Below are 19,235 nucleotides of genomic sequence, written 5' to 3'. Positions count from 1 at the left end.
GCCAGTGGCGACACTACCGCCGGCGCGCCGACCTGTGGCAGGATTTCACACGGACGTTCATATCATATTAACTGTATAAACACCTTCCAGTTCCTTGTCCATACCCGGGGTTACCACATGACCTGTGTAGTCTCGTAACTGTCAACACTTGATTAACGATAACCGATATATGTGGGCGTTTGGACTGAAAAAACGAAAATGGCTGAAGAAGTCCAGCGTGCGGATGAGGTGTGTGCCTGAGCATGGCACACAAGAAAGAGGACGTGAAAGGCGAGCTGTACGGTGATGCGGTCCGGGAGAAGATAGAGGAGTTCGCAGAGCGCGGCTTCGCCTCCATCCCGGAGGACGAACGCGACGAGTGGTTCACGCGCTTCAAGTTCTGGGGCGTGTTCCACCAGCGCTCGGGACAGGAGTCGTACTTCATGATGCGGCTGACGAACTGCGGGGGCATCCTCGAACCGGGCCAGCTCCGGGCCATCGGCGAGGTCGCCCGCGACTACGCGACCGGACCCGCAGAGAACCCCGAGTTCGGGAACGGCTGGGTCGACTTCACGACCAGACAGTCCATCCAGTTGCACTGGCTCGAGCTGAAAGACATCCCCGAGGTCTGGGAGAAACTGGAGGCGGCAGGCGTCTCCTCCCGGTCTGCCGGCGGTGACACGATGCGGAACATCTCGGGCTGCCCCGTCGCCGGGAAGGCCGAGGAGTACGTCGATTCGCGGGGAATCCTCGACGAGATCCAGGAGACCATCCGGAACGACGACGCGCTCAGCAACATGCCCCGGAAGTTCAACATCTCGGTGACTGGCTGTCGCCAGGGCTGTGCGCAGGACTCCATCAACGACGTGGGGCTCGAACCGGCGCACAAGTTCATCGACGGGGAGGAGACGCCGGGCTTCAACGTCCGGGTCGGCGGCGGCCTGGGCGGTCGTGAACCCCGACCTGCCCGCCCGCTGGACCTGTTCGTTCGGCCGGAGCAGGCCGTCGAGACGGTCCGGACGTTCGTCGAACTGTATCACGAGGAGGGGAACCGGCAGAACCGCGCGAAGAACCGCGCCCGGTTCTTCGTCGACGACTGGGGCACCGACGCCATCCGCGAAGAACTGGACGAACGTCTGGATTTCGACCTGGAACGCGCAGGCACCGACTTCCGCGGCGAGTACACCTACAACGCCGGGAAGCCCACCGAGCGCGGCGCGCACGACCACGTCGGCGTGTACGACCAGCGCGACGGGCGGAACTACGTCGGACTGAACGTCCCGGTCGGTCGGATGACCGCCGAGGAGACCATCGAACTCGCGGACCTGGCCGACGAGTACGGGTCCGGGGAGATCCGACTCACCCGCCGGCAGAACCCGGTCGTCGTGGACGTCCCGGATGCGGCACTCGACGAGTTGCTCGCTGAACCCCTGCTCGAGACGCACAAGCCGGAACCGAACCCGTTCGTCCGCGGCGCGATGGCCTGTACGGGCACCGAGTTCTGCTCGCTCGCACTCACGGAGACGAAGGCCCGCATGGCCATCATGCTCCGGTGGCTCCGGGCCAACGTCGAACTGCCCGACGACGTCGAGCGCATCAAGATACACTTCTCGGGCTGTACCGCCGACTGTGGCCAGGCGATGACCGCCGACATCGGCCTCCAGGGCATGCGGGCCCGCAAGAACGGCGAGATGGTCGAGGCGATGGACGTCGGTGTCGGCGGCGGCATCGGGGAGGAGCCAACCTTCATCGAGTGGGTCCGCCAGCGCGTGCCCGCCGACGAGGTCCCTGGCCTCCTCAAGAACCTCGTGGAGGCGTACGCCGCCCTGCGCCAGGACGGCCAGACCTTCCGCGAGTGGGTGAACGCGACCGGGCAGGAGACGCTCATCGAACTCGCCGAGCCCGAGGAGGTCGACGGGTACGAGGACCCGTGTCTCACCGACGCGAAGCAGTCGTGGTACCCGTTCGTGGACGACGACACGCCGGCCCCGGAGGTCCCGACGGAACCGATCACGGTGACGGAGGAGGGCGAATGACCGGGGCGACCTCGTTCGACAGCACGACGGAGGTGGTCGCCTCGTGACCGACTGGGTCTCGACCACCTGCATGCGGTGTGCCGTCGGCTGTGGCCACGTCCAGCGCGGCGTCGACATCGGCTACGGGCTGGACACGGTCCGGGGCGACGCGATGCACCCCGTGAACCGCGGCCTCGCGTGCCAGCGCGGCGTCAGCGAGACGGCCGACCCCGAGGGCGAGTGGCTCACCCAGCCGATGGTCCGGAGCGACGGCGAGCTCCGCAAGACCACGTGGGACGTGGCGCTCGGCCGGGTCGTCACCGAGTTCCGCGAGGCGATGGCGGGCGACCGCGATAGCATCGCCGTCCTCGGGAGTGGCCAGCAGACCAACGAGGCGGCCTACGCCCTCGGCAAGCTCGCCCGGGGCGGCATCGGCACCCGATTCTACGACGCCAACACCACGCTGTGCATGGCCAGCGCGGTGACGGCGTACTACGACGCGTTCGGGAGCGACGCGCCCCCGCCGACCTACGACGACATCCCGGACGCTGACCGGCACGTCGTCTGGGGCGCGAACCCGGCCGTCGCCCACCCGGTGATGTTCCGGTGGATAACCAACAGCGCGGACGAGGACGACAGCGAACTCGTCGTGGTCGACCCGGTGCGGACCGAGTCTGCCGAGGCCGCGGACCGCCACGTCAGCCCGGACCCCGGTGGGGACCTCGACCTCGCGCGGGCGGTGCTCGCGCAGGTCTGCGAGACGGGGCGCGTGGACGAGGCGTTCGTCGAGGAGTCGACGACCGGCTACGACGACCTGAAGCAGAACCTGCCCGACCCGGAAGTCGCCGCCGAGCGCGCCGGCGTCCCCTTCGAGGACGTCGAAGCCCTCGCGGCCGCGTTCGACCACGACGCCCTCGTCTACTGGGGGATGGGCGTCAACCAGAGCGTCCAGGGGACCGAGACCTCCGGCGCGCTCATCGACATCTGTCTCGCGACGGGGTCGATGGGCCCCGGCAACGGCCCGTTCTCGCTGACCGGCCAGGCCAACTCGATGGGCACCCGCGTCTGCTCCTCGAAGGGCTCGTGGCCCGGCCAGCGCGACTTCGCCGACCCGGACGAGCGCGAACTCATCGCATCGGAATGGGACGTCCCGGTCGACCGGCTCCCCGACGACACCGGCCCGGGGCCGGTCGGGACCATGGACGCCATCGCCGACGGCCCGGTCGAGGCGGTGTACGCCGTCGCGACCAATCCCGTGGCTGGGATGCCCGACGCCTCCGCGGTCGCCGAGAAACTCGACGATGCGTTCCTGGTCGTCCAGGACGCGTTCGAGACCGAGACGACCGAGTTCGCCGACGTGGTCTTGCCCGCTGCGACGTGGGGCGAATCGGATGGCACCGCCATCAACATGGAGCGGACGGTGTCGCGGGTGCGCCCCGCGACCGACGTCCCAAGCGGGGTGCGGACCGACCTCGACATTATCACGAGCATCGGGAACGCGCTCGCGGACGGCCTCTTCGGCGAGGCCACCGACCCGAAATCCCTCTTCCGGGAGTTCGCCGACCTCACCGCGGGCACCCTCGCCGACTGTTCGGGAATCAGTTACGAGCGTCTCGAGGCCGAGTACGCGGTCCGGTGGCCCGCCCCGGGGCCGAAAGACAGCGGCGGCTACCGGTACTACGACGAGGAGACGGAGGACTGGTCGTTCCCGACGCCGTCCGGCAGGGCGCGGTTCGCCGGCGGCACGGGAAGAGAGCTGCCCGAACCAGTTGACGAGGAGTACCCCCTGACGCTCACGACCGGCCGCGAGGCCGACGGGTACAACACCGGGATTCGCTCGCGAGGGTCCACGGGGGACGCCCCACCGGTGCGGGCGCGGGTCCACCCCGACACGCTCGAGGCGCACAGTGACCGGCTCGAACCGGCGGACGGCATCGACGAGCAGGTCACCCTGGAGACGAGACGCGCCAGCGTCACGGCCCGGGTCGACGCGGACGACGCCGTCCCCGAGGGGCTGGTCTGGCTGCCGATCCACCACCCGGCGACGAACGCGCTCACGAGCCCCGCGACCGACCCGCGGTCTGCCGAACCGAACCTCAAGCAGTGTGCGGTCCGGCTCGTGGCTCCACAGCCCGAGATCGTGGTCGTGGGAGGTGAGCGCGTATGATATCCCGCAAGGTCGAGCAGCTGCTCATCGCGACGCTCGGCTTCTTCACCGCGTTCTTGCTGTGGTTCTCGACCGCCGCGTTCAGCCCGTCCATCGGGCAGTCGTTCTCGCTCACGACGGCCGAACTGGGCCTGCTGGCGAGTTCGGCCATCTGGCTCGCGCCGCCAGGGAGGGTCGCCGCCGGCTGGGCGGCCGACCGCCTCGGCGCGCACAACGTGTTCGCCATCATCCTCGGCTACTCCGGCATCGTCAGCATCATGTCGGCGTTCGCGACCAGCTACGAGATACTGTTCTTCGAACGGCTGGTCGTCGCCTCCGCCGGCATCAGCTTCGTCGTCGGCATCCAGCACGTCGCCCAGTGGTTCGACGAGCACGAGATTGGCACGGCCGAGGGCCTCTACGCCGGGACCGGGAACGTCGGGGCCGGCGTGGGCGCGCTCATGCTCCCGCGCATCTACGGGACCAACTACACCGACGCGTTCCTGCACCTCGGCATCCTCGCGCTCTTCGTCGCCGTGCTGTACAAGGTACGTGGCGAACCGGCACGTGACGTCGCGACCGCCGAGATCGCGAAGCAGAACACGTCGCTCGGCGACACGCTGTACGTCTGGACGCGCTACGCCGCCATCGCGCTGATGCTGGCGTACGCCATGACGTTCGGGCTGGAGATCGCGATGAACTCCTGGCTCCCGAGCTACTACACCGAGGGCTTCGCGGGGTCCATCCGTGACCTCGGCTTCACCGACGTGGCGGCCATCCAGACCGCCGCGGGGACGTTCGCGGCCGTCCAGTCGTTCAACGCGTCGCTGTTCCGCCCGTTCTCGGGCTACATGTCCGACCTGTGGCAGCGCAAGGGCTGGACGCCCTATCCAATCCTCTCGACCGAACAGGAGTACGCACCCCGCGTGCACTGGCTGCTGACGGCGCTGTTGCTCGTCACGGTGATGATGGTCCTGCTGACGGCGGTCGGCCTCGCCGGCCTCCTGCCGGCCTCCGTGGTCGTCCTCGCGATGTTCGGCATCGCGGTGAGCTTCGGGACCGGCGGCGTCTTCGCCATCGTCCCGCTCATGTTCCCGGACCGGCCGGGCACCGCGTCGGGCTTCATCGGTGGCATCTCCACGACCGGGGGTATCATCTACCCGCTGGTGTTCGGCTACGTGCCGAACATCCACATGGGCTACGCGCTCGCCGCGCTCGTGTTCTTCGTGCCCATCATCCTGTTCTACTTCTGGGCGATGCGGAGCGGGAGCGGCATCGAGGCCCACGGCATCGGGACGCGCGACCGCTGGCTCGGCGATGGGTCGGGCAGCACGACGGCCACGCCAGGGGGTGATGACTGATGGCCGAAACCGAGCCGGAGTACGACTCGTGGTACAGGTGGGGCAAGGTCGCCCTGTACGCCGAGATGGGCATCGCGGTGCTCGTCACGGTGTTCTCGCTGTACCTCGCGTTCAGCGGCCAGACGGGGTTCCTGGCGTGACTGGCGTTTCCGATTCGGCTCGCGGTGCCATCGTCCTCGCGGGCGGCCACTCGACGCGCTTCGGCGGGCCCGACAAGGCGCTGGCCGAGCTCGATGGCGTCCCGCTGGTTCGCCACGTCGTGGACCGCCTCGAGGAAGTCGTCGACGAGGTCGTGGTTCCCTGCCGCGAGCCACAGGTCGCCGGGATTCGGCGGGCGCTCGCGGGCACTGCCGTCGAGACGCGCGTCGTGGCCGACGATGTTCAAGAGCGGGGGCCCGTGGGGGGCCTCCTGACCGGTCTCCGGGCGAGCGACGCCCCGGTCGTCGCCGTCACCGGCTGCGACATGCCGCGGCTGGACCCCGACTTCGTGGGGTCGCTGTTCGCCGAGATGGCGGGTGAGACGGGCGTGGTGCCGGAGTTCGACGGGCGTCGCCAGCCCCTGTGTGCCGTGTATCGAACCACGGTCGCCAGCGCGGTGTGCCTGCGGGCGCTCGGGGCGGGAGTGCAGTGTCTCCGCGATGTCGTGGCGCGACTGGACCCGACGGTCGTCGACGAGGAGACCGTTCGTGCACGGACGGACGCAGCGACCTTCGAGAACGTGAACTCGCAGGCGGACCTCACGCTCGTCGAGGGACGCGTCGTCGCGGACTGAGGAATCGGTCTGTTACGCCGGGTGTCGGTGCAGCGCCGTCACTCGCCTGCGCCGTCCCACTCGTCCAGACAGTCGTCGTCGCAGAAGTGTCGGTGTTCGACGTTGCCATCCTCGACCCACGAGCGCACGCGATGTTCCTGCCCCGTCACCGCCGCGCCGCAGACCGCACAGGCGGGCGCTTCGTCGGGATCGACGTCGCCCAAATCTGAAGTCGGGTCAACCATACTACTCTCCTGAACGACCCGCAGGGCTTCAAGCCCGACGACGCTGGCAATTATTCGACGGCCTCGGCCGGGCCGTCCCGGACCTTCACACCTTTCGATGCCAGGTGACGGAGCTGTCGGTTCGCGAAATCCTCCTCGCTGGTGCCCCGCGTCGCCAGCACGTACATCAGTGCGTTCCCTTCGGGGCGCATGGTCCGGCCGGCGCGCTGGGCACCCTGACGGCGCGAGCCACCGAGTCCGGAGGCGACGATGGCCAACTCGGCGTCGGGCAGGTCGATACCCTCGTCGCCGACCCGGGAGATGACGAGCAGGCGACGCTCGCCCCGGCGGAACTCGTCGAGCAGCCTCCGGCGTTCGGAGTGGCGCATCTCGCCCGAGATGAACGGGGCGTCGAGCGCCTCGGCGAAGGCGTCACCCTGGTCGAGATACTCCACGAACAGCAGGGCCTTCTTCTCGGGGTGTTTCTCGAGCAGGTGGCGCGTCTCCTCGATTTTGGCGGGGTTCATCGACGCCAGCATGCGCTTCTCGTGCCCCGGGTCCGCGCTGGCGTGTTCGTTCTGCGCGTCCTCGTCGGCCCACGGGACGTAGTGGATGTAGACTTCCGGCTCTTGCACGTAGCCGGCCTGGAACAGGGCGTCCCAGTCGGTCCCGATGGGTGGGCCGACGAGCGTGAAGATGTCTTCTTCCTTGTCGTCTTCCCTGACCGGCGTGGCCGAGAGGCCGAGGCGGTGGCGAGACTGGAGGTCTGCAGACCGTCGGAACACCCGGCTCGGGATGTGCTGACACTCGTCGTAGACGATGAGCCCCCATCGCCGCTGGTCGAACAGCTGCCGGTGCCGGTCCATCCCGGCCGTCTGGTAGGTCGCGATGGTGACCGGGCGGACGTCCTTGGTGCCGCCGTGGTACTCACCGATCTGGTCTTCGGTCAGGCTCGTATGCGTGAGCAGCTCCTCGTGCCACTGGCTGGCGAGTTCGCGCGACGGGACCAGAATCAGCGTCTCGCCCTGGACCGCGGCCATCGCGCCCATCGCGGCGACCGTCTTCCCGCTCCCCGGCGGCCCGACCATCACGCCGGACTTCTGCTCGGTGAAGCGGTCGACCCAGGTCTGCTGGTAGTCTCGCAGGTTGAGCAGTAACTCGATGGGCAACTCGTCTCCCGATTCGAGGTCGCGCTCGTCCTTGACGGGATAGCCTGCCTCGTACAGAATCCGCTTTATCTCGGCTATCTTCTCGTCGGCCACCCAGCTCGTCGTGTCGTCGATGGGCGCCCTGAGGTGGGTGTCGTCGAGCTTCTGGCGGGCGACGTTGCCCATCAGGTTCTCGCTGGCGGCTTCGAGGACAGTATAGCCCTCCTCGTGGGTCGAGAGGACGAACTGGTTCGCGCGCTTCCACTGGTCCTCGACCCACTCCTCGAAGTGCGGCGAGCGCTCCGGAATCACCTGCCGGATGGTCCGCATCAGCTTCTCGAAGTCGTCGTAGGGGGCCTGCCAGATGTCCTCCTGGCGAATCTCGTAGAGATAGCCACCGGAACGGGTGGTGTCGACCAGGTGGGCGAACTGCGAGCACTGCGCCCGGGTGAACTGCGTCGGCTGGTCCACAACGAGCCGGCGGCGGTTCGGGAAGAAGACGACCCTTTCGCGGTCGACCATCTCGGCCCAGTCGGTCGCGTACCACACCGTCGGGTCGGTCTCGACCGTCTGGTGCTGGACGTCGCCGCGACGCTCCAGCTGTTCGAGGGCGCGGAGGGCGCGCTCCTGCGTGGTGTCGAGCTTGCGGGCGAGCTGGGTCGCCGTGATGACCGGCTGGCCGTGGGCTTCGAGGGCGTCGTAGAAGCGGTTTACTGGTACCTCGTCCGACTCGTCGGTCGGTTCGTCGGGCGGAGACTCGGACTCGTCGGCTGTCACTACACCGTGGTTGTCGCCGGAGGGAGAAGGTGGTTTCGTCGTCGGGGCGCGCGTTACTCTTGGGTGGTGTCCTGCGTGGACTCCAGGGCGGGCTCGTTCAGGATGGACGAGAACTCGAAGCGAGCCCCGCCCGACTCGCTCTCGGTCGCCGTCACGTTCCAGCCGTGGGCGACGGCGATGCTCTCGACGATGCTGAGCCCGAAGCCGGTCCCGTGCTCGTCGGTGCTGTACCCGTACTCGAACACCTTCTCTCGCTCCTTCTCCGGGATACCGGGACCGTCGTCAGCGACGAAGAACCCGCCGTTGACCCTGCCGAAGCGCACCGTCACGTCGGGTTTCCCGTGTTCCAGACTGTTGCGGAACAGGTTCTCGAACAGGGCACGCAGTCGTTCGGGGTCGCCCTGGACGGACGGGAGTTCCGCCTCGACGACGAGCGAGGCGTCCGGCGCATCGACGACGTCCCAGGCGCGCTTGGCCGTGTCCGTGAGCGAGACGGCGTCGAACTCCTGGACGATTTCGCCCTCCTTCGCGAGCCGCAGCAGCGAATCGACGAGGGTCTCGATGCGACAGAGCGCGCGGTCGGCCTTCTCGATGTGCTCTCCCGCATCTTCCGGGTCCCCGCGGGCGAGTTCGAGGTGCAGCGACGCCGTGGTGAGCGGGTTCCGCAGGTCGTGACTCAGGACGCTCGCGAACTGCCCGAGCTGTTCGACGCGGCGCTGGAGCTGTCGTTCGCGTTTCGCCTGTTCGGTCCTGTCGTGGAGCACGCAGACGAACCCGCGGTGGTCGCCCGAGCGGTCGTCGACCGCCGAGAGGGTGAAATCCACCCAGTAGCGGTCGCCGTTCCGCTCGACGCGCCACCCCTCCTCGTGGACGGGTCCGTCCTCGCGTGCCCGCCGGAGGTGTTCCGCTGGGAGCCCGGCCGCGACGTCCTCGTCGGTGTACAGGATGGAGATGTTGGCGTCGATTATCTCGTCCCGGGGGAAACCGTTGATGCGCTCGGAGCCGGTGTTCCAGCTGGTGATGTTCCCGTCCGGGTCGATGCCCACGATGCCGTAGTTCTCGATGGCCTCTATCAGCAGGTCGAAGCGTTCGCGCTCCTCGAACAGGTCGAGTTCGTTCCTGTCCGCGTCGGTGAGGTCGCGGGCGACGACGACCATCGCGCTCGAATCGGCGTCCCAGATCGCGTGGGCCGCCCGGATGTCGCTCCCGTCCTTGCGCCGCTGGGTGAGTTCGCCCGTCCACTCGCCCTCGCGGGGGACCGCAGACAGGATGTCCGCGTACTCGGGGTCCGTTCCGTCTCGTTCGAGGACGGTCCAGGCGGTGCCAAGGAGTTCCGACGGTTCGTAGCCGTACATCTCCGCGTAGTAGTGGTTGACGTAGATGTAGTGCCCCCCGGCGTCGACGATGCTGATGCCCGTGTTGACGTTGTCGAGTGCGTCCAGCTGGCGAGCGACCAGTCTGTGCTGACTGTTCTCCTCGACGGCCCGCTCTATCTGCTTCGCCAGCAGTACGAGGGATTCGCTCCCGTTCCACTGGACGTAGTGCGTGACGCCCGAGGCGAAGGCGTCGGCGACGTGTTGTTCGATCCCGTCGTCGGAGAACACGATGAACGGGGTGGGCAACTCCCGTCGGCGGAACTCGCGGAGGAACGAGAGGTCCCCTGTGTCCGGCGCGGAGAACGCCGTGACGATACAGTCCACATCCGCCCCGTCAGTTTCCAGTGCGTCGAACGCGGCCTCGTGGGTGGCGACCGACTGGACGACCGCCGACTCACAGCCGCGTTCGAGGGACTCGGTGAGCAGGCTACGGGTGCTGGACTCGACTGCGACGAGCAGGACGTCGATGGTCTCGCCGTCCCCCCGGTTTGTCCTGCCTTCGATACTCATCTCAGGTGGGAAGTACGACACCAGCGCGTGTAAGTAACGCGGTTGGTCTCGTTCGAGTGACAACCGGCAGCCGTCGCGCCTGTGGACGAACCCGGCGTGGGAGGGAGATATCGCCGATGCGGTGGTTTTTCACCTATCAGTACAGAGGGGAGAGGTGGACTCGAACAGCCTCCCCATGGCGATGGACCTCGACGTGTTCCCGCGAGTCGTCCGCCTGCTGTTCGTCGCGCTCGTCGTCCTGTTCGTCGGCTTGGTCGTGCTCGCGCTCATCATCGGGCTGGCCAGCGCCTGAAAAACGGACTCGAGAGACCCAGAACCAGCCGTCTCAGAGCCGCCGAACGGCCCCGATGGCCGAGTCGATGGGCGGCGCGTCGAACAGTTCCAGCCCAGTGTAGGCGTTCGCCCCGGCGGTGTACATGTCGCTGGCGACCTGCAGCACGTCCTCGTCGAGGTGGTCAGGCTGGACCTCACACAGTTCCCGCCAGTCCGCGATGTTCTCGGCCTTGGCCTGCTCCTTCGCTGCACCCACAGCCTCGACCCATTCGGGCTGGGTTCGCTTGTGGTACTGCCGGATGACCTCCTTGGATATCTGGGTGCCCTCGTAGCTGAAGCGGTTCTCGTCGAAGGTGCCGACCACGTCGGCGACGCGAATCTCGCCGTCGAAGTAGAGGCACTCTATCTTGCCGTCCTCGTGGGTCAGCCCGCCCGCGGCAGCCTGCTCGGTGACGATACGGTTCACCTCGCGCGCGACAGCTTCGAGGTCGTCGATGTGGGCGATGCCCGCGATGTCGTCGGCCTCTTCCCGACTCAGATAGCGGTCGGACTCCTCGTACTTCGTGGAGAACTCGACGATGGGCTCGTCGAGGTCGACGGCCTCGTCGGGCCACGAGTCGAAGTCGAGGCCGTGGTCGGCCGGGTCGGTGCGACTCCGGAGACTGGAGCCGACGGGGACGCGGTTCCGGAAGACGATCTCGAGAGGGACGAGGTAGTTCTCGCCGGCCTCGGCGTGGAACGCGTCGTAGTCGTAGTCCCGACCCTCGTGGGGGAGGTCGGGGACCTGCGTGAGGTCGATGGCCATCTCCCACGGCGGGCGCGAGGCCTCTCGCAGGGGAACGACCTCGCCGTCCTCGACGACGCCGCGATAGTGGGTGGGGACGCCCTCGTCCTCCAGCAGCTCGAAGTTGAACGCGCCCATCGAACAGAGCGACGCACCCTTGCTGGGAATCTGGTCGGGCATCTTGCCCCAGTCGAACACGGAGTAGTCGTCGGTGAAGACGAACGCGCCGAGGCCGAGTTCGTCGGCCGACGCCGGTTCCTCGATGCGGAACTCCTTGACGGACGTCACGGGGGACACCCCCGCACGCGAGTGCTCATGTGCGAAAGCGCGGAGTGCGCCACCAAGAAGGTTTCATTCCGTGCTCGTGAGGCGGCCCCGGTCGGTGGCCCCGCAAAGTAGTCGGGGCGAATACATATCGTGACGATTACCTATATCTCGTCCGGGGACGTATCGGTACGTATAGCGCGTGGCACGGCCTGTGGCCGGTGATTCCGCGCAACACGAGGGAACCATGACAGTTATCGCCGACATCTCGATTCCTGCAACCCAGTTCGCCCTCGGTCGGCTGTTCGACGCGTTCCCCGACATCGAGGTCGAACTCGAACGGCTGGTCCCGATAGAGACGGGCATCATGCCGTTGTTCTGGATGTCGGGGGCGGACGAGGCGAGGCTCCAGCGGGCACTCGCAGACGACGCCCTGACCAAATCGGTTCGGTCCCTCACCGAGACCGACGACCGGTGCCTGTTCGAGATCGTCTGGAGCTCGGACGTCAACGGGGTGATCCAGCCGCTCATGAAGAACGAGGGCGACGTGTTGCGGGCGGTCGGAAACGCCGACGAGTGGACGTTCCGACTGCTGTTCGCCGAGCGCAAGAACCTCACGAAGTTCCGGGAGGACTGCCTGGCGCATGGCGTCCAGATCGAACTTCGGCGAATCTTCAACCCCGCGCCGTCGACGGGGGACCCACTGCTCACGAAGGAGCAACGCGAGATGATCGCCCTGGCGTTCGAGGAAGGGTACTGGGACGTGCCCCGGGACACCACACTCGGTGAACTGGGTGACCAGATGGGAATCAGTGATTCGGCTGCGTCCCAGCGGCTCCGGCGCGGTGTCAAGTCGCTGATCCAGGATACCGGACTGGACCTCTGAGACTCGTCGAGTCGATAGTGATACCGGCGAGATGCCGTCGCTCCCGCGACGTTTTTACGCTTTGAACGGGACGGTTAAGGATAATGACCGATACGTTCGACACCGCTGCGGCCGACCTGCCGTCGGACGGGTTCGACTTCGCACACGTTCCCGAGACCGACCAGTCGTTCGAGAACGCGCTCGCGAAGGCCCGTGACGGCGAGCGGCTCACGGTCGCAGACGGTATCGAACTCATCACGACCGGGACCGACGTCGACGGGTTCGACCGGGTCCGCAAGGAGAAGGTGCTGCAGGCGGCCGACGAGCGCCGCCAGGACGTGGTCGGTGACGAGGTCACCTTCGTCGCGAACCTGAACAACAACGTCACCACGGCGTGTAACACGGGCTGCCTCTTCTGTAACTTCAAGAACACGGCGCACACCTTCGAGGAGGACTACGACGGGGAGCACGACGGGTTCACGAAGACCCCCGAGGAATCCCGGCGTGTCGTCGCGGACGCGGTCGAACGCGGTGTCTACGAGATAACCTCCGTCTCGGGTCTCCATCCGGGGTTCGCACTCGACGACGAGCACCACGAAATCCTGCGACAGTCCGACTGGAAGGAGACGAACTACAAGCCGCCCGAGCGCTACGTGACCGACCCCGGGACCTACGTCGAGCAGATGCAGGCCATGTCGGTCGACGACGTGCACCTGCACTCGATGACGCCGGAGGAGGCGTACCACGCGAAGCGCGGCACCGACTGGAGCTACGAGGACGTGTATCAGAAACTCAAGGATGCCGGGCTGGACTCTGTTCCGGGCACCGCCGCCGAGATACTCGTCGACGAGGTGCGCGAGGTCATCTGTCCGGGCAAGATCGGCACCGACGACTGGCTCGAGGCGATGGAGGCCGCTGCCAACGTCGGCCTCGGCCTCACCGCGACCATCATGTACGGGCACGTCGACAACGCGGCCCACCGCGTCATGCACCTGAAGGAGCTCCGTGACCTGCAAGAGCGCGTCGACGGGGCCATCACGGAGTTCGTCCCGCTCTCGTTCGTCCACGAGAACACGCCGCTGTTCGAACACGGCGTGGTCACCGAGGGCGCGAGCCGGGCCGAGGACGAACTCATGATCGCGGTCGGGCGGCTCTTCCTCGACAACATCGAGCACGTCCAGTCCTCGTGGGTGAAGTACGGCGACGAACACGGCATGAAGATGCTCAACTGCGGTGCCGACGACTTCATGGGCACCATCCTCTCCGAGGAGATAACCAAGCGCGCCGGCGGCCGGTACGGCGAGTTCCGGACGTTCGACCAGTACGTCGAGATGATCCGGGCCATCGGGCGCGTCCCGGTCGAGCGCTCGACCGACTACGAGCATCGGCGCACCATCGAGGGCGACGGCCCGTTCGGTCCCGAACTCGGCCCGAAGGCGGACGGGACGCCGCTGCTCGACCCCGGCGAGGTACCCGAGACCGCCGGGGACGTGGCGAGCGCAGACGACTGACTTTTGCCGCGGGTCGCCGTACCACCGGGCATGAACACGCTCGCGCCGGCCGACGCCGCCGACCAGTGGCGACTGCCACAGCACGCCCACATCGTCGTCTACGAGCGCGAGGGTGGGCGCGGCCTGCTCACCATCTACGACTGCGCCGCGGCCCAGAAACCGCCGTCGGCGCAGTTGCTCGGCGACCTCGGGAGCGTCCGCGCCGCCCACGAGGTCCAGCAGAACCCGACGGGCTACGTCGTGCGGATGCGCGAGCCGTCGGTGCTCGCGAAACAGGACGAGAATCACTGGGTCGTCAGGCCAGTCTCCGACAGCTGAGGCGTCTCGCGGGCGAAATCAAGGCTCGTCTCTTACGCCCAGCCCGGTAATCTCGAGGTGAGTATGAAGTTCAGCGAGTTCGTCGGTCAGGTCCAGCATCGTCTCAGTCTCCCGGACGAAGGGGAAGCGCTCCGGGCGACCCGCGCGACCCTCAGCACGCTCGGCGAGCGACTGCAAGCCGGCGAGGCCAAGGACCTCGCGGCGTCGCTCCCGATGGAGATCGACCGGTTCCTCACGACCGCGGAGTCGGGCCAGCGCTTCGACTTCGACGAGTTCGCCGACCGCGTGGCCCGGCGGAGTCACACCGACCGGCCGGACGCGATATACCACGCCCAGCAGATAGTCGCCCTGGTCGCCGAGACCGTCGCACCGGGCGAACTCGACCAGGTTCGCGGCCAGCTCCCCGACGACTACGACACGCTGTTCGAGTTCGTCGAACAGGAGCCGCCGAGCGCCTGAACCCGGGTGACCGCGCTTACTCCGAATACCCTTCCTGCACGAACCGTGTGCTCTCGTAGATGTTGAGCAGTTCCTCGATGAGTTCCTCGTGGGTCTCGTCCTCTTCGAGGTGCGTGTCGAGGCGTGCCTTCAGGTCGTCGGAGATGGTTATATCGTGTGGCATGATACCCATGCACAGCTACGTCGTCAGCACGCAAGAAACGACGGGATGATTTTCAGCGCCCGGTGTCGTGCACCTGCACCGGTTCCCGCGCCCGGAGCAGGACCCGCAAGCGCTGTTCGCCGGTGCTCGTGATGCTGTAGATCTCCCCGTCCCGCGACCGGATGTACCCGGCGCGTTCGAGGTGTGTGCACTGGTAGCCGACTGGACCGGGGTCGCCACCGAGTGCGTGTCGCAGTTCCGCGACGTGCATCGACGAGACGGCGTCCAGCGCGCTCAGAATCGCTTTCTCGCTCGGGACGTTCGTCGTGATACTCTCTCCCATCCCACCTCGACATACGTGACCATCAAACATGAATCCGACTAGGAGTGCGGCTGACCACTCGATAGACTGCCAGCCCACCGCCTCACCGCGCGACGTCGCCGTCAGACCGTCGTCTCACCGCGCAACACGCGTCGGTAGCGTCGGCCCGCGGGCGTGTCACCGGTGAGCGCTTCGCGGATGGGCTCGGAGAGCCAGCCGTCGCCGGGCGCAGGCTCGCCGTCGAAGTCCGGAGACCGAAGCTCGGCCGGGAGGTAGCGCTCGTACACCGGCAGGCGCTCGCGCAATGGGACACCGGCCTCGTCGGCGATGTCGCGCAGTTCGCGTAGTGCCGGCCACTCGTAGTCCGGGTTGATGTAGTCGTCCGTCACGGGTGAGACCCCGCCGAGGTCGTCGACGCCGCAGTCCAGCAGCTCGCGGGTGGGCGAGAGGTTCGGTGGCACCTGCACCGACACTTCCTCGGGCAGGGCGTACCGGGCCATCGCGACCACCCGGCGCATCGTCTCGACGTCGGGTTGCTCGAACCGCGAGCGCTCGTTCGGGACGACGTTCTGGACGATGACCTCCTGGATGTGGCCGTAGCGCTCGTGCAGGTCGCGGATGGCGAGCAAGCTCTCCGCCCGGTCCTGCCAGTCCTCACCGATGCCGACGAGGATACCCGTGGTGAACGGGACCTTCAGCTCGCCCGCGTTCCGGAGCGTGTTGATGCGTTGGGCCGGCGACTTCACCCGCGGGCCGGCGTGCGCCGACACGTCGGCAGTCGTCTCCAGCATCACGCCCATGCTGGCGTTGTAGGGTGCGACGAGCGCCATCTGCTCGCGGGTCTGGTCGCCGGGGTTCGAGTGGGGTAACACGCCTCGCTCCAGCGTGTGCTTGCAGACGGCGCGCAGGTAGTCGTGGATGGAGTCGTATCCCCAGGCGTCCAGTTGCGCGTGCACCTCCTCGTAGCGGTCGTCCGGGTCGTCGCCGAAGGTGAACAGCGCCTCGGTACAGCCGGCGTCGGCCCCGGTGTCGAGGGTCGCGTTCACGTCCTCGTCGTCCATGAGCGTCGCCTGCCCGGGCGGGTCGAAGAACGTGCAGTAGGTGCAGGTGTACCGGCAGGCGGTCGTCAGCGGCAGGAAGACGTTGCGGGCGAAGGTGAGTTCCTCGGCGGGCTCGACGTCGTCGGGCGTGACCGAGAGCAACTCGGCTACGTCGGCGTCGTCGAAGGTGATGTCGATGTCGTACTCGTCAGCGCCCTGTATCACGACTGGGCGTGCGTGTTCGACCGAGAAAAGCGTATCTCACCGCACCGCGCGGAGAGAAAGCCAAAAGGGAGGATTGGTGGATTATCCCTACACGAGGCCTCGTGTACTACACCGGACGAGCGGCCCACGTAAAGGGGTTCGCTCGGTTTCAGCCGTCGACTCGGGTCACGTTCACCCGGCCGTTCCCACGCTCGATTCGAAACCCGTGCTCGCGGAGCCAGTGCCGACAGCGGCCGTCGTCGTGGACCAGCACCTCGACGAGGTCCGCGGGTTCGTCCACATCGGTCGCGAGGCGATGCGAGTCGACGACAGAAACGTCGGCACCGACCGCCGTGGCGGCCTCCCGATGGTCGAGGTAGGACGCGCCGTGGTAGTCGACCCGGAACTCGGGGTGTCTGGCGACGAACGCGTTCGTGCCGCCACCACGTCCCGGCGCGAGCACCACGTCGCCTTCCATGGTGAGAAGCCGGTCGAGGCTCCCGGGCGTGGCCAGCGCGAGGTCGGCCATCACGACCGCGACCGGTTCACTGGTCGCGGCGAGGACCGCGTTGACCGCGTCGGTGAGCGGCCGGTCGTCGACGGTGACGGGTGCATCGATGTCGAGCGGTTTCGTCGACAGCAACTCCGGTTCGTGGCCGACCGCGCGGACAGCCGCGAGGACGTCCTCGCACATCACCCGCGCGAAGTCGGCGCGCTCCTCGGGAGTGAGTACTGGCGAGAGACGAGTCTTCGGCTGGTCGGGCGCGAACGGAACGAGAAGTCGCATGACGACTCAGCCCAGGCGGCTGTAGTCGTCCTGTTGCTGCCGGTACCAGTAGATGCCCCCACCGACGAGGAGGAGCACCAGGACGGCGGCTCCACCGTACATGAGCAGCTGGTTACGCTGCTGGGCCGACGCGGCCGACTGCTCGGCGCTCTCTGCCTCGCTCTGGGCACGCTCGGCGAGCGTCTGTGCGTTCTCGAAGTTCTCGCCCTCGTACGCCGAGATGGCCGACTCGACCGAGGATTCGGCGGTCGAGGTGTCGCCACCGGCCGCCGCTGCCTCGTCGATGGCAGCCTCGGCATCGGCGATCGTCTGGCGCGCGGCCCGGCTGTCCTCGGTGTAGTGGTGAGCCTCACGCGTTGCGATCTCGTTCGAGGTCCCACCGTCGCGGACCTGGGTCAGCGCGGCCACGACGAACGTCTCCTCTTCGGCGTAGGTGAAGTTCTCGACCTCGGGGACGGTCCCGGTCACCTCGATGGTGATCTGGTTGGCGTCGTTCGCCTCGGCGTCGATGTTCGAGTAGTTGAACGACTGTCCGTCGAAGGACTGCCGGTCGATCTGGTTCCCGGTGTCGGTGTCCGTGGTCGTCACCGTCCACGTGACGTCGGTCAGCTCGGTCTCACCGCGGAGCGTCCACGACGTGTAGTCGGGGTTCTGGTACAGCTCCCCGAGTGTCACCGTCGCGGTGTAGTCCTCATCGACCTGCGCTTCCGAGGACACGTCGTCGCTCGTGACCTGGACAGCCGTGGCTGTCCCGACCGCCGCGAGCGCGAGGATGGCCACGACCGCAAGCGTTGCCCACTTAGAAGAGTGGCTCGAGTTCATCCTCGTCATCTTCGACTAGGTTCTGTAAGTTCTCTTCGCTTTCCTCACGGATGGAGTCGATGTTGTCCTGTGCCTCGATTGCGACCTGCTGCAGCTCCTTGATACGCGGGACGTTGTTCACGCCTGACAGGAGTATGCAGGCCGCGACCTGGGGTTCGTTGAGCGGGTAGTCCCCACCGCGAACCTCCATCGAGCCGGTCTGCTCCTCGAGCCACTTCCGCCCGCGCTCTATGCCTTTGCGGTTGAGGTGCTTCGTCGGGCCTGCCATCACGAGAAGTGCGCGTTCCGCGCCCTCGATCTCGCAGGGGAGCGTGAGTCGGCCGAGCGCAGCCTTGCGCACGAGCGACGTGATGCGGTTGGTGGTGTGTGCGGTGTCGACCTGGTCGTCGTCACCACCGGTGAAGCGCGAGAGGAGGCCGCCGTCGTCCTCCATCTCGACCTCCTCGGTCGCGTAGCCGACGGTCGAGACGCCACCACCCGCGAGGGTGTTGATGATCTCGGAGGAGTCGACGACGCTCTCACCGACCTCGTCGCCAGCGCCGATCTCACCGGCACCGAAGAGGACGCCGAAGCGGCGGACGATCTCCTCGTTGATCTCGTCGTAGCCGCCCTCGACCGACTCCCCGGCCTTGCGCCAGGCGTCGTTGTCGAAGACGAGCAGGTTGTCTACCTCGCGGACGAAGGTCTGGAAGGACCGTGCCGCGTTGAGGGTGTAGATCCCACCCTCGTCGGAGCCGGGCAGGACGCCCAGCCCGTAGACGGGGATGGTGTAGATGCGTTTGAGATGCTTTGCGAGGACGGGTGCGCCACCACTGCCGGTGCCACCACCCATACCTGAGACGACGAGGAACGCGTCGACCTCGTGGGTCGGGATGGAGTCTATCGCTCCCTGTACCTCGTCGATGTCCTCCTCGGCGACTTCCGCGCCGAGTTCGTTGTCAGCGCCCACGCCGTGCCCTTTGACGCGGGACTGACCGATGAGCACACGATTCTCGTCCGGGATGTTGTCAAGGCCCATCAGGTCGGCTCTCGCTGTGTTGACAGCGATAGCAGCACGGATGATGCCACTCTGGGTCCGTTCGTCGTACTCGACGAACCTGTCGACTATTTTCCCACCGGCCTGACCGAATCCTATCATCGCCAGTTTCATGGAAGGG

At 66.9% G+C, this 19,235-nt stretch carries 20 protein-coding genes; 10 read left to right on the top strand and 10 right to left on the bottom strand.

Annotated features, from left to right (window positions below; all coding sequences use genetic code 11):
- Positions 1-242: 242 nt before the first annotated feature.
- From N6C22_RS17750 to N6C22_RS17730, 5 genes are read left to right on the top strand one after another with little or no spacing between them, the layout of a single operon-like run.
- The gene (locus tag N6C22_RS17750; RefSeq protein ID WP_261652468.1) at positions 243-2,015 is read left to right on the top strand and encodes a nitrite/sulfite reductase; all 1,773 of its coding nucleotides are present in this window, start codon (positions 243-245) and stop codon (positions 2,013-2,015) included.
- Between the two features lie 43 nt (positions 2,016-2,058).
- Positions 2,059-4,161, top strand: a complete 2,103-nt coding sequence (nasA, locus tag N6C22_RS17745; protein WP_261652467.1) for an assimilatory nitrate reductase NasA — start codon at positions 2,059-2,061, stop codon at positions 4,159-4,161.
- A complete protein-coding gene (locus tag N6C22_RS17740) occupies positions 4,158-5,501 on the top strand; it encodes an MFS transporter (RefSeq protein WP_261652466.1) in 1,344 nt (447 codons plus the stop codon). Before nasA ends, N6C22_RS17740 begins: the two co-directional genes overlap by 4 nt.
- Positions 5,501-5,641, top strand: a complete 141-nt coding sequence (locus N6C22_RS17735) for a hypothetical protein (RefSeq protein ID WP_261652465.1) — start codon at positions 5,501-5,503, stop codon at positions 5,639-5,641. Before N6C22_RS17740 ends, N6C22_RS17735 begins: the two co-directional genes overlap by 1 nt.
- Positions 5,638-6,273, top strand: coding sequence for a molybdenum cofactor guanylyltransferase (locus N6C22_RS17730; protein ID WP_261652464.1), 636 nt, complete (start codon positions 5,638-5,640; stop codon positions 6,271-6,273). Before N6C22_RS17735 ends, N6C22_RS17730 begins: the two co-directional genes overlap by 4 nt.
- 38 nt (positions 6,274-6,311) lie before the next feature.
- Here the strand turns inward: N6C22_RS17730 and N6C22_RS17725 are convergent, their stop codons facing one another.
- The 3 genes from N6C22_RS17725 to N6C22_RS17715 are packed head-to-tail and all read right to left on the bottom strand — an operon-like array spanning position 6,312 to position 10,287.
- Positions 6,312-6,497: a hypothetical protein gene (locus N6C22_RS17725; RefSeq protein WP_369684426.1), complete on the bottom strand. Its 186-nt coding sequence runs from the start codon at positions 6,495-6,497 to the stop codon at positions 6,312-6,314.
- Positions 6,498-6,547: 50 nt separating this feature from the next.
- Positions 6,548-8,401, bottom strand: a complete 1,854-nt coding sequence (locus tag N6C22_RS17720) for a DEAD/DEAH box helicase family protein (protein ID WP_261652462.1) — start codon at positions 8,399-8,401, stop codon at positions 6,548-6,550.
- Between the two features lie 53 nt (positions 8,402-8,454).
- Positions 8,455-10,287, bottom strand: coding sequence for a PAS domain S-box protein (locus N6C22_RS17715; protein WP_261652461.1), 1,833 nt, complete (start codon positions 10,285-10,287; stop codon positions 8,455-8,457).
- Positions 10,288-10,441: 154 nt separating this feature from the next.
- Between N6C22_RS17715 and N6C22_RS17710 the strand changes: the two genes are divergently transcribed.
- On the top strand, positions 10,442-10,579 hold the full coding sequence (locus N6C22_RS17710) for a hypothetical protein (protein ID WP_261652460.1): 138 nt from the start codon (positions 10,442-10,444) through the stop codon (positions 10,577-10,579).
- 33 nt (positions 10,580-10,612) lie between these two features.
- On the opposite strand, the gene N6C22_RS17705 is transcribed toward N6C22_RS17710, so the two are convergent.
- The gene (locus tag N6C22_RS17705) at positions 10,613-11,632 is read right to left on the bottom strand and encodes a phosphoribosylaminoimidazolesuccinocarboxamide synthase (protein ID WP_261652459.1); all 1,020 of its coding nucleotides are present in this window, start codon (positions 11,630-11,632) and stop codon (positions 10,613-10,615) included.
- Positions 11,633-11,855: 223 nt separating this feature from the next.
- Between N6C22_RS17705 and N6C22_RS17700 the strand changes: the two genes are divergently transcribed.
- The 4 genes from N6C22_RS17700 to N6C22_RS17685 all read left to right on the top strand — a co-directional run bounded on the left by N6C22_RS17700 (position 11,856) and on the right by N6C22_RS17685 (position 14,761).
- On the top strand, positions 11,856-12,494 hold the full coding sequence (locus tag N6C22_RS17700) for a helix-turn-helix domain-containing protein (protein WP_261652458.1): 639 nt from the start codon (positions 11,856-11,858) through the stop codon (positions 12,492-12,494).
- An 83-nt stretch (positions 12,495-12,577) separates the two neighbouring features.
- Complete coding sequence (gene cofH / locus N6C22_RS17695; RefSeq protein WP_261652457.1) at positions 12,578-13,984, top strand: 7,8-didemethyl-8-hydroxy-5-deazariboflavin synthase subunit CofH; 1,407 nt, start codon at positions 12,578-12,580, stop codon at positions 13,982-13,984.
- A 30-nt stretch (positions 13,985-14,014) separates the two neighbouring features.
- Positions 14,015-14,302, top strand: a complete 288-nt coding sequence (locus tag N6C22_RS17690) for a hypothetical protein (RefSeq protein ID WP_261652456.1) — start codon at positions 14,015-14,017, stop codon at positions 14,300-14,302.
- Between the two features lie 63 nt (positions 14,303-14,365).
- On the top strand, positions 14,366-14,761 hold the full coding sequence (locus N6C22_RS17685) for a DUF2267 domain-containing protein (protein ID WP_261652455.1): 396 nt from the start codon (positions 14,366-14,368) through the stop codon (positions 14,759-14,761).
- A gap of 16 nt (positions 14,762-14,777) precedes the next feature.
- Here N6C22_RS17685 and N6C22_RS17680 read toward each other — a convergent pair whose 3' ends face one another.
- From N6C22_RS17680 to N6C22_RS17655, 6 genes are all read right to left on the bottom strand, one after another.
- Entirely contained in the window at positions 14,778-14,924 is a 147-nt protein-coding gene (locus tag N6C22_RS17680; protein WP_261652454.1) for a hypothetical protein, read from the bottom strand.
- 52 nt (positions 14,925-14,976) lie between these two features.
- Positions 14,977-15,246 carry a hypothetical protein gene (locus N6C22_RS17675; protein ID WP_261652453.1) on the bottom strand — a complete coding sequence of 90 codons (270 nt, stop codon included), beginning with the start codon at positions 15,244-15,246 and terminating at the stop codon, positions 14,977-14,979.
- A gap of 101 nt (positions 15,247-15,347) precedes the next feature.
- A complete protein-coding gene (cofG, locus tag N6C22_RS17670) occupies positions 15,348-16,490 on the bottom strand; it encodes a 7,8-didemethyl-8-hydroxy-5-deazariboflavin synthase subunit CofG (protein WP_261652452.1) in 1,143 nt (380 codons plus the stop codon).
- A gap of 148 nt (positions 16,491-16,638) precedes the next feature.
- Complete coding sequence (gene cofC / locus N6C22_RS17665) at positions 16,639-17,256, bottom strand: 2-phospho-L-lactate guanylyltransferase (RefSeq protein WP_261652451.1); 618 nt, start codon at positions 17,254-17,256, stop codon at positions 16,639-16,641.
- 6 nt (positions 17,257-17,262) lie between these two features.
- Positions 17,263-18,078: a hypothetical protein gene (locus N6C22_RS17660; RefSeq protein ID WP_261652450.1), complete on the bottom strand. Its 816-nt coding sequence runs from the start codon at positions 18,076-18,078 to the stop codon at positions 17,263-17,265.
- Complete coding sequence (locus tag N6C22_RS17655) at positions 18,056-19,228, bottom strand: tubulin/FtsZ family protein (RefSeq protein ID WP_261652449.1); 1,173 nt, start codon at positions 19,226-19,228, stop codon at positions 18,056-18,058. Before N6C22_RS17655 ends, N6C22_RS17660 begins: the two co-directional genes overlap by 23 nt.
- Positions 19,229-19,235 lie beyond the last annotated feature (7 nt).

The organism is Haloarchaeobius sp. HME9146 (assembly GCF_025399835.1).
Taxonomy (GTDB): domain Archaea; phylum Halobacteriota; class Halobacteria; order Halobacteriales; family Natrialbaceae; genus Haloarchaeobius.
Note: the sequence above shows the minus strand (reverse complement) of the source record. Positions and strands in the feature narration are given on the sequence as shown.

Excerpts from the sequence above, each read along its gene's own strand:
- N6C22_RS17700 (WP_261652458.1), top strand. The coding sequence starts at position 11,856 with ATGACAGTTATCGCCGACATCTCGATTCCTGCAACCCAGTTCGCCCTC.
- N6C22_RS17655 (WP_261652449.1), bottom strand. The coding sequence starts at position 19,228 with ATGAAACTGGCGATGATAGGATTCGGTCAGGCCGGTGGGAAAATAGTC.
- N6C22_RS17660 (WP_261652450.1), bottom strand. The coding sequence starts at position 18,078 with ATGAACTCGAGCCACTCTTCTAAGTGGGCAACGCTTGCGGTCGTGGCC.
- N6C22_RS17740 (WP_261652466.1), top strand. The coding sequence starts at position 4,158 with ATGATATCCCGCAAGGTCGAGCAGCTGCTCATCGCGACGCTCGGCTTC.
- N6C22_RS17715 (WP_261652461.1), bottom strand. The coding sequence starts at position 10,287 with ATGAGTATCGAAGGCAGGACAAACCGGGGGGACGGCGAGACCATCGAC.
- N6C22_RS17725 (WP_369684426.1), bottom strand. The coding sequence starts at position 6,497 with ATGGTTGACCCGACTTCAGATTTGGGCGACGTCGATCCCGACGAAGCG.
- N6C22_RS17680 (WP_261652454.1), bottom strand. The coding sequence starts at position 14,924 with ATGCCACACGATATAACCATCTCCGACGACCTGAAGGCACGCCTCGAC.
- cofC (WP_261652451.1), bottom strand. The coding sequence starts at position 17,256 with ATGCGACTTCTCGTTCCGTTCGCGCCCGACCAGCCGAAGACTCGTCTC.
- N6C22_RS17690 (WP_261652456.1), top strand. The coding sequence starts at position 14,015 with ATGAACACGCTCGCGCCGGCCGACGCCGCCGACCAGTGGCGACTGCCA.
- N6C22_RS17750 (WP_261652468.1), top strand. The coding sequence starts at position 243 with ATGGCACACAAGAAAGAGGACGTGAAAGGCGAGCTGTACGGTGATGCG.
- cofH (WP_261652457.1), top strand. The coding sequence starts at position 12,578 with ATGACCGATACGTTCGACACCGCTGCGGCCGACCTGCCGTCGGACGGG.
- N6C22_RS17675 (WP_261652453.1), bottom strand. The coding sequence starts at position 15,246 with ATGGGAGAGAGTATCACGACGAACGTCCCGAGCGAGAAAGCGATTCTG.
- N6C22_RS17685 (WP_261652455.1), top strand. The coding sequence starts at position 14,366 with ATGAAGTTCAGCGAGTTCGTCGGTCAGGTCCAGCATCGTCTCAGTCTC.
- N6C22_RS17735 (WP_261652465.1), top strand. The coding sequence starts at position 5,501 with ATGGCCGAAACCGAGCCGGAGTACGACTCGTGGTACAGGTGGGGCAAG.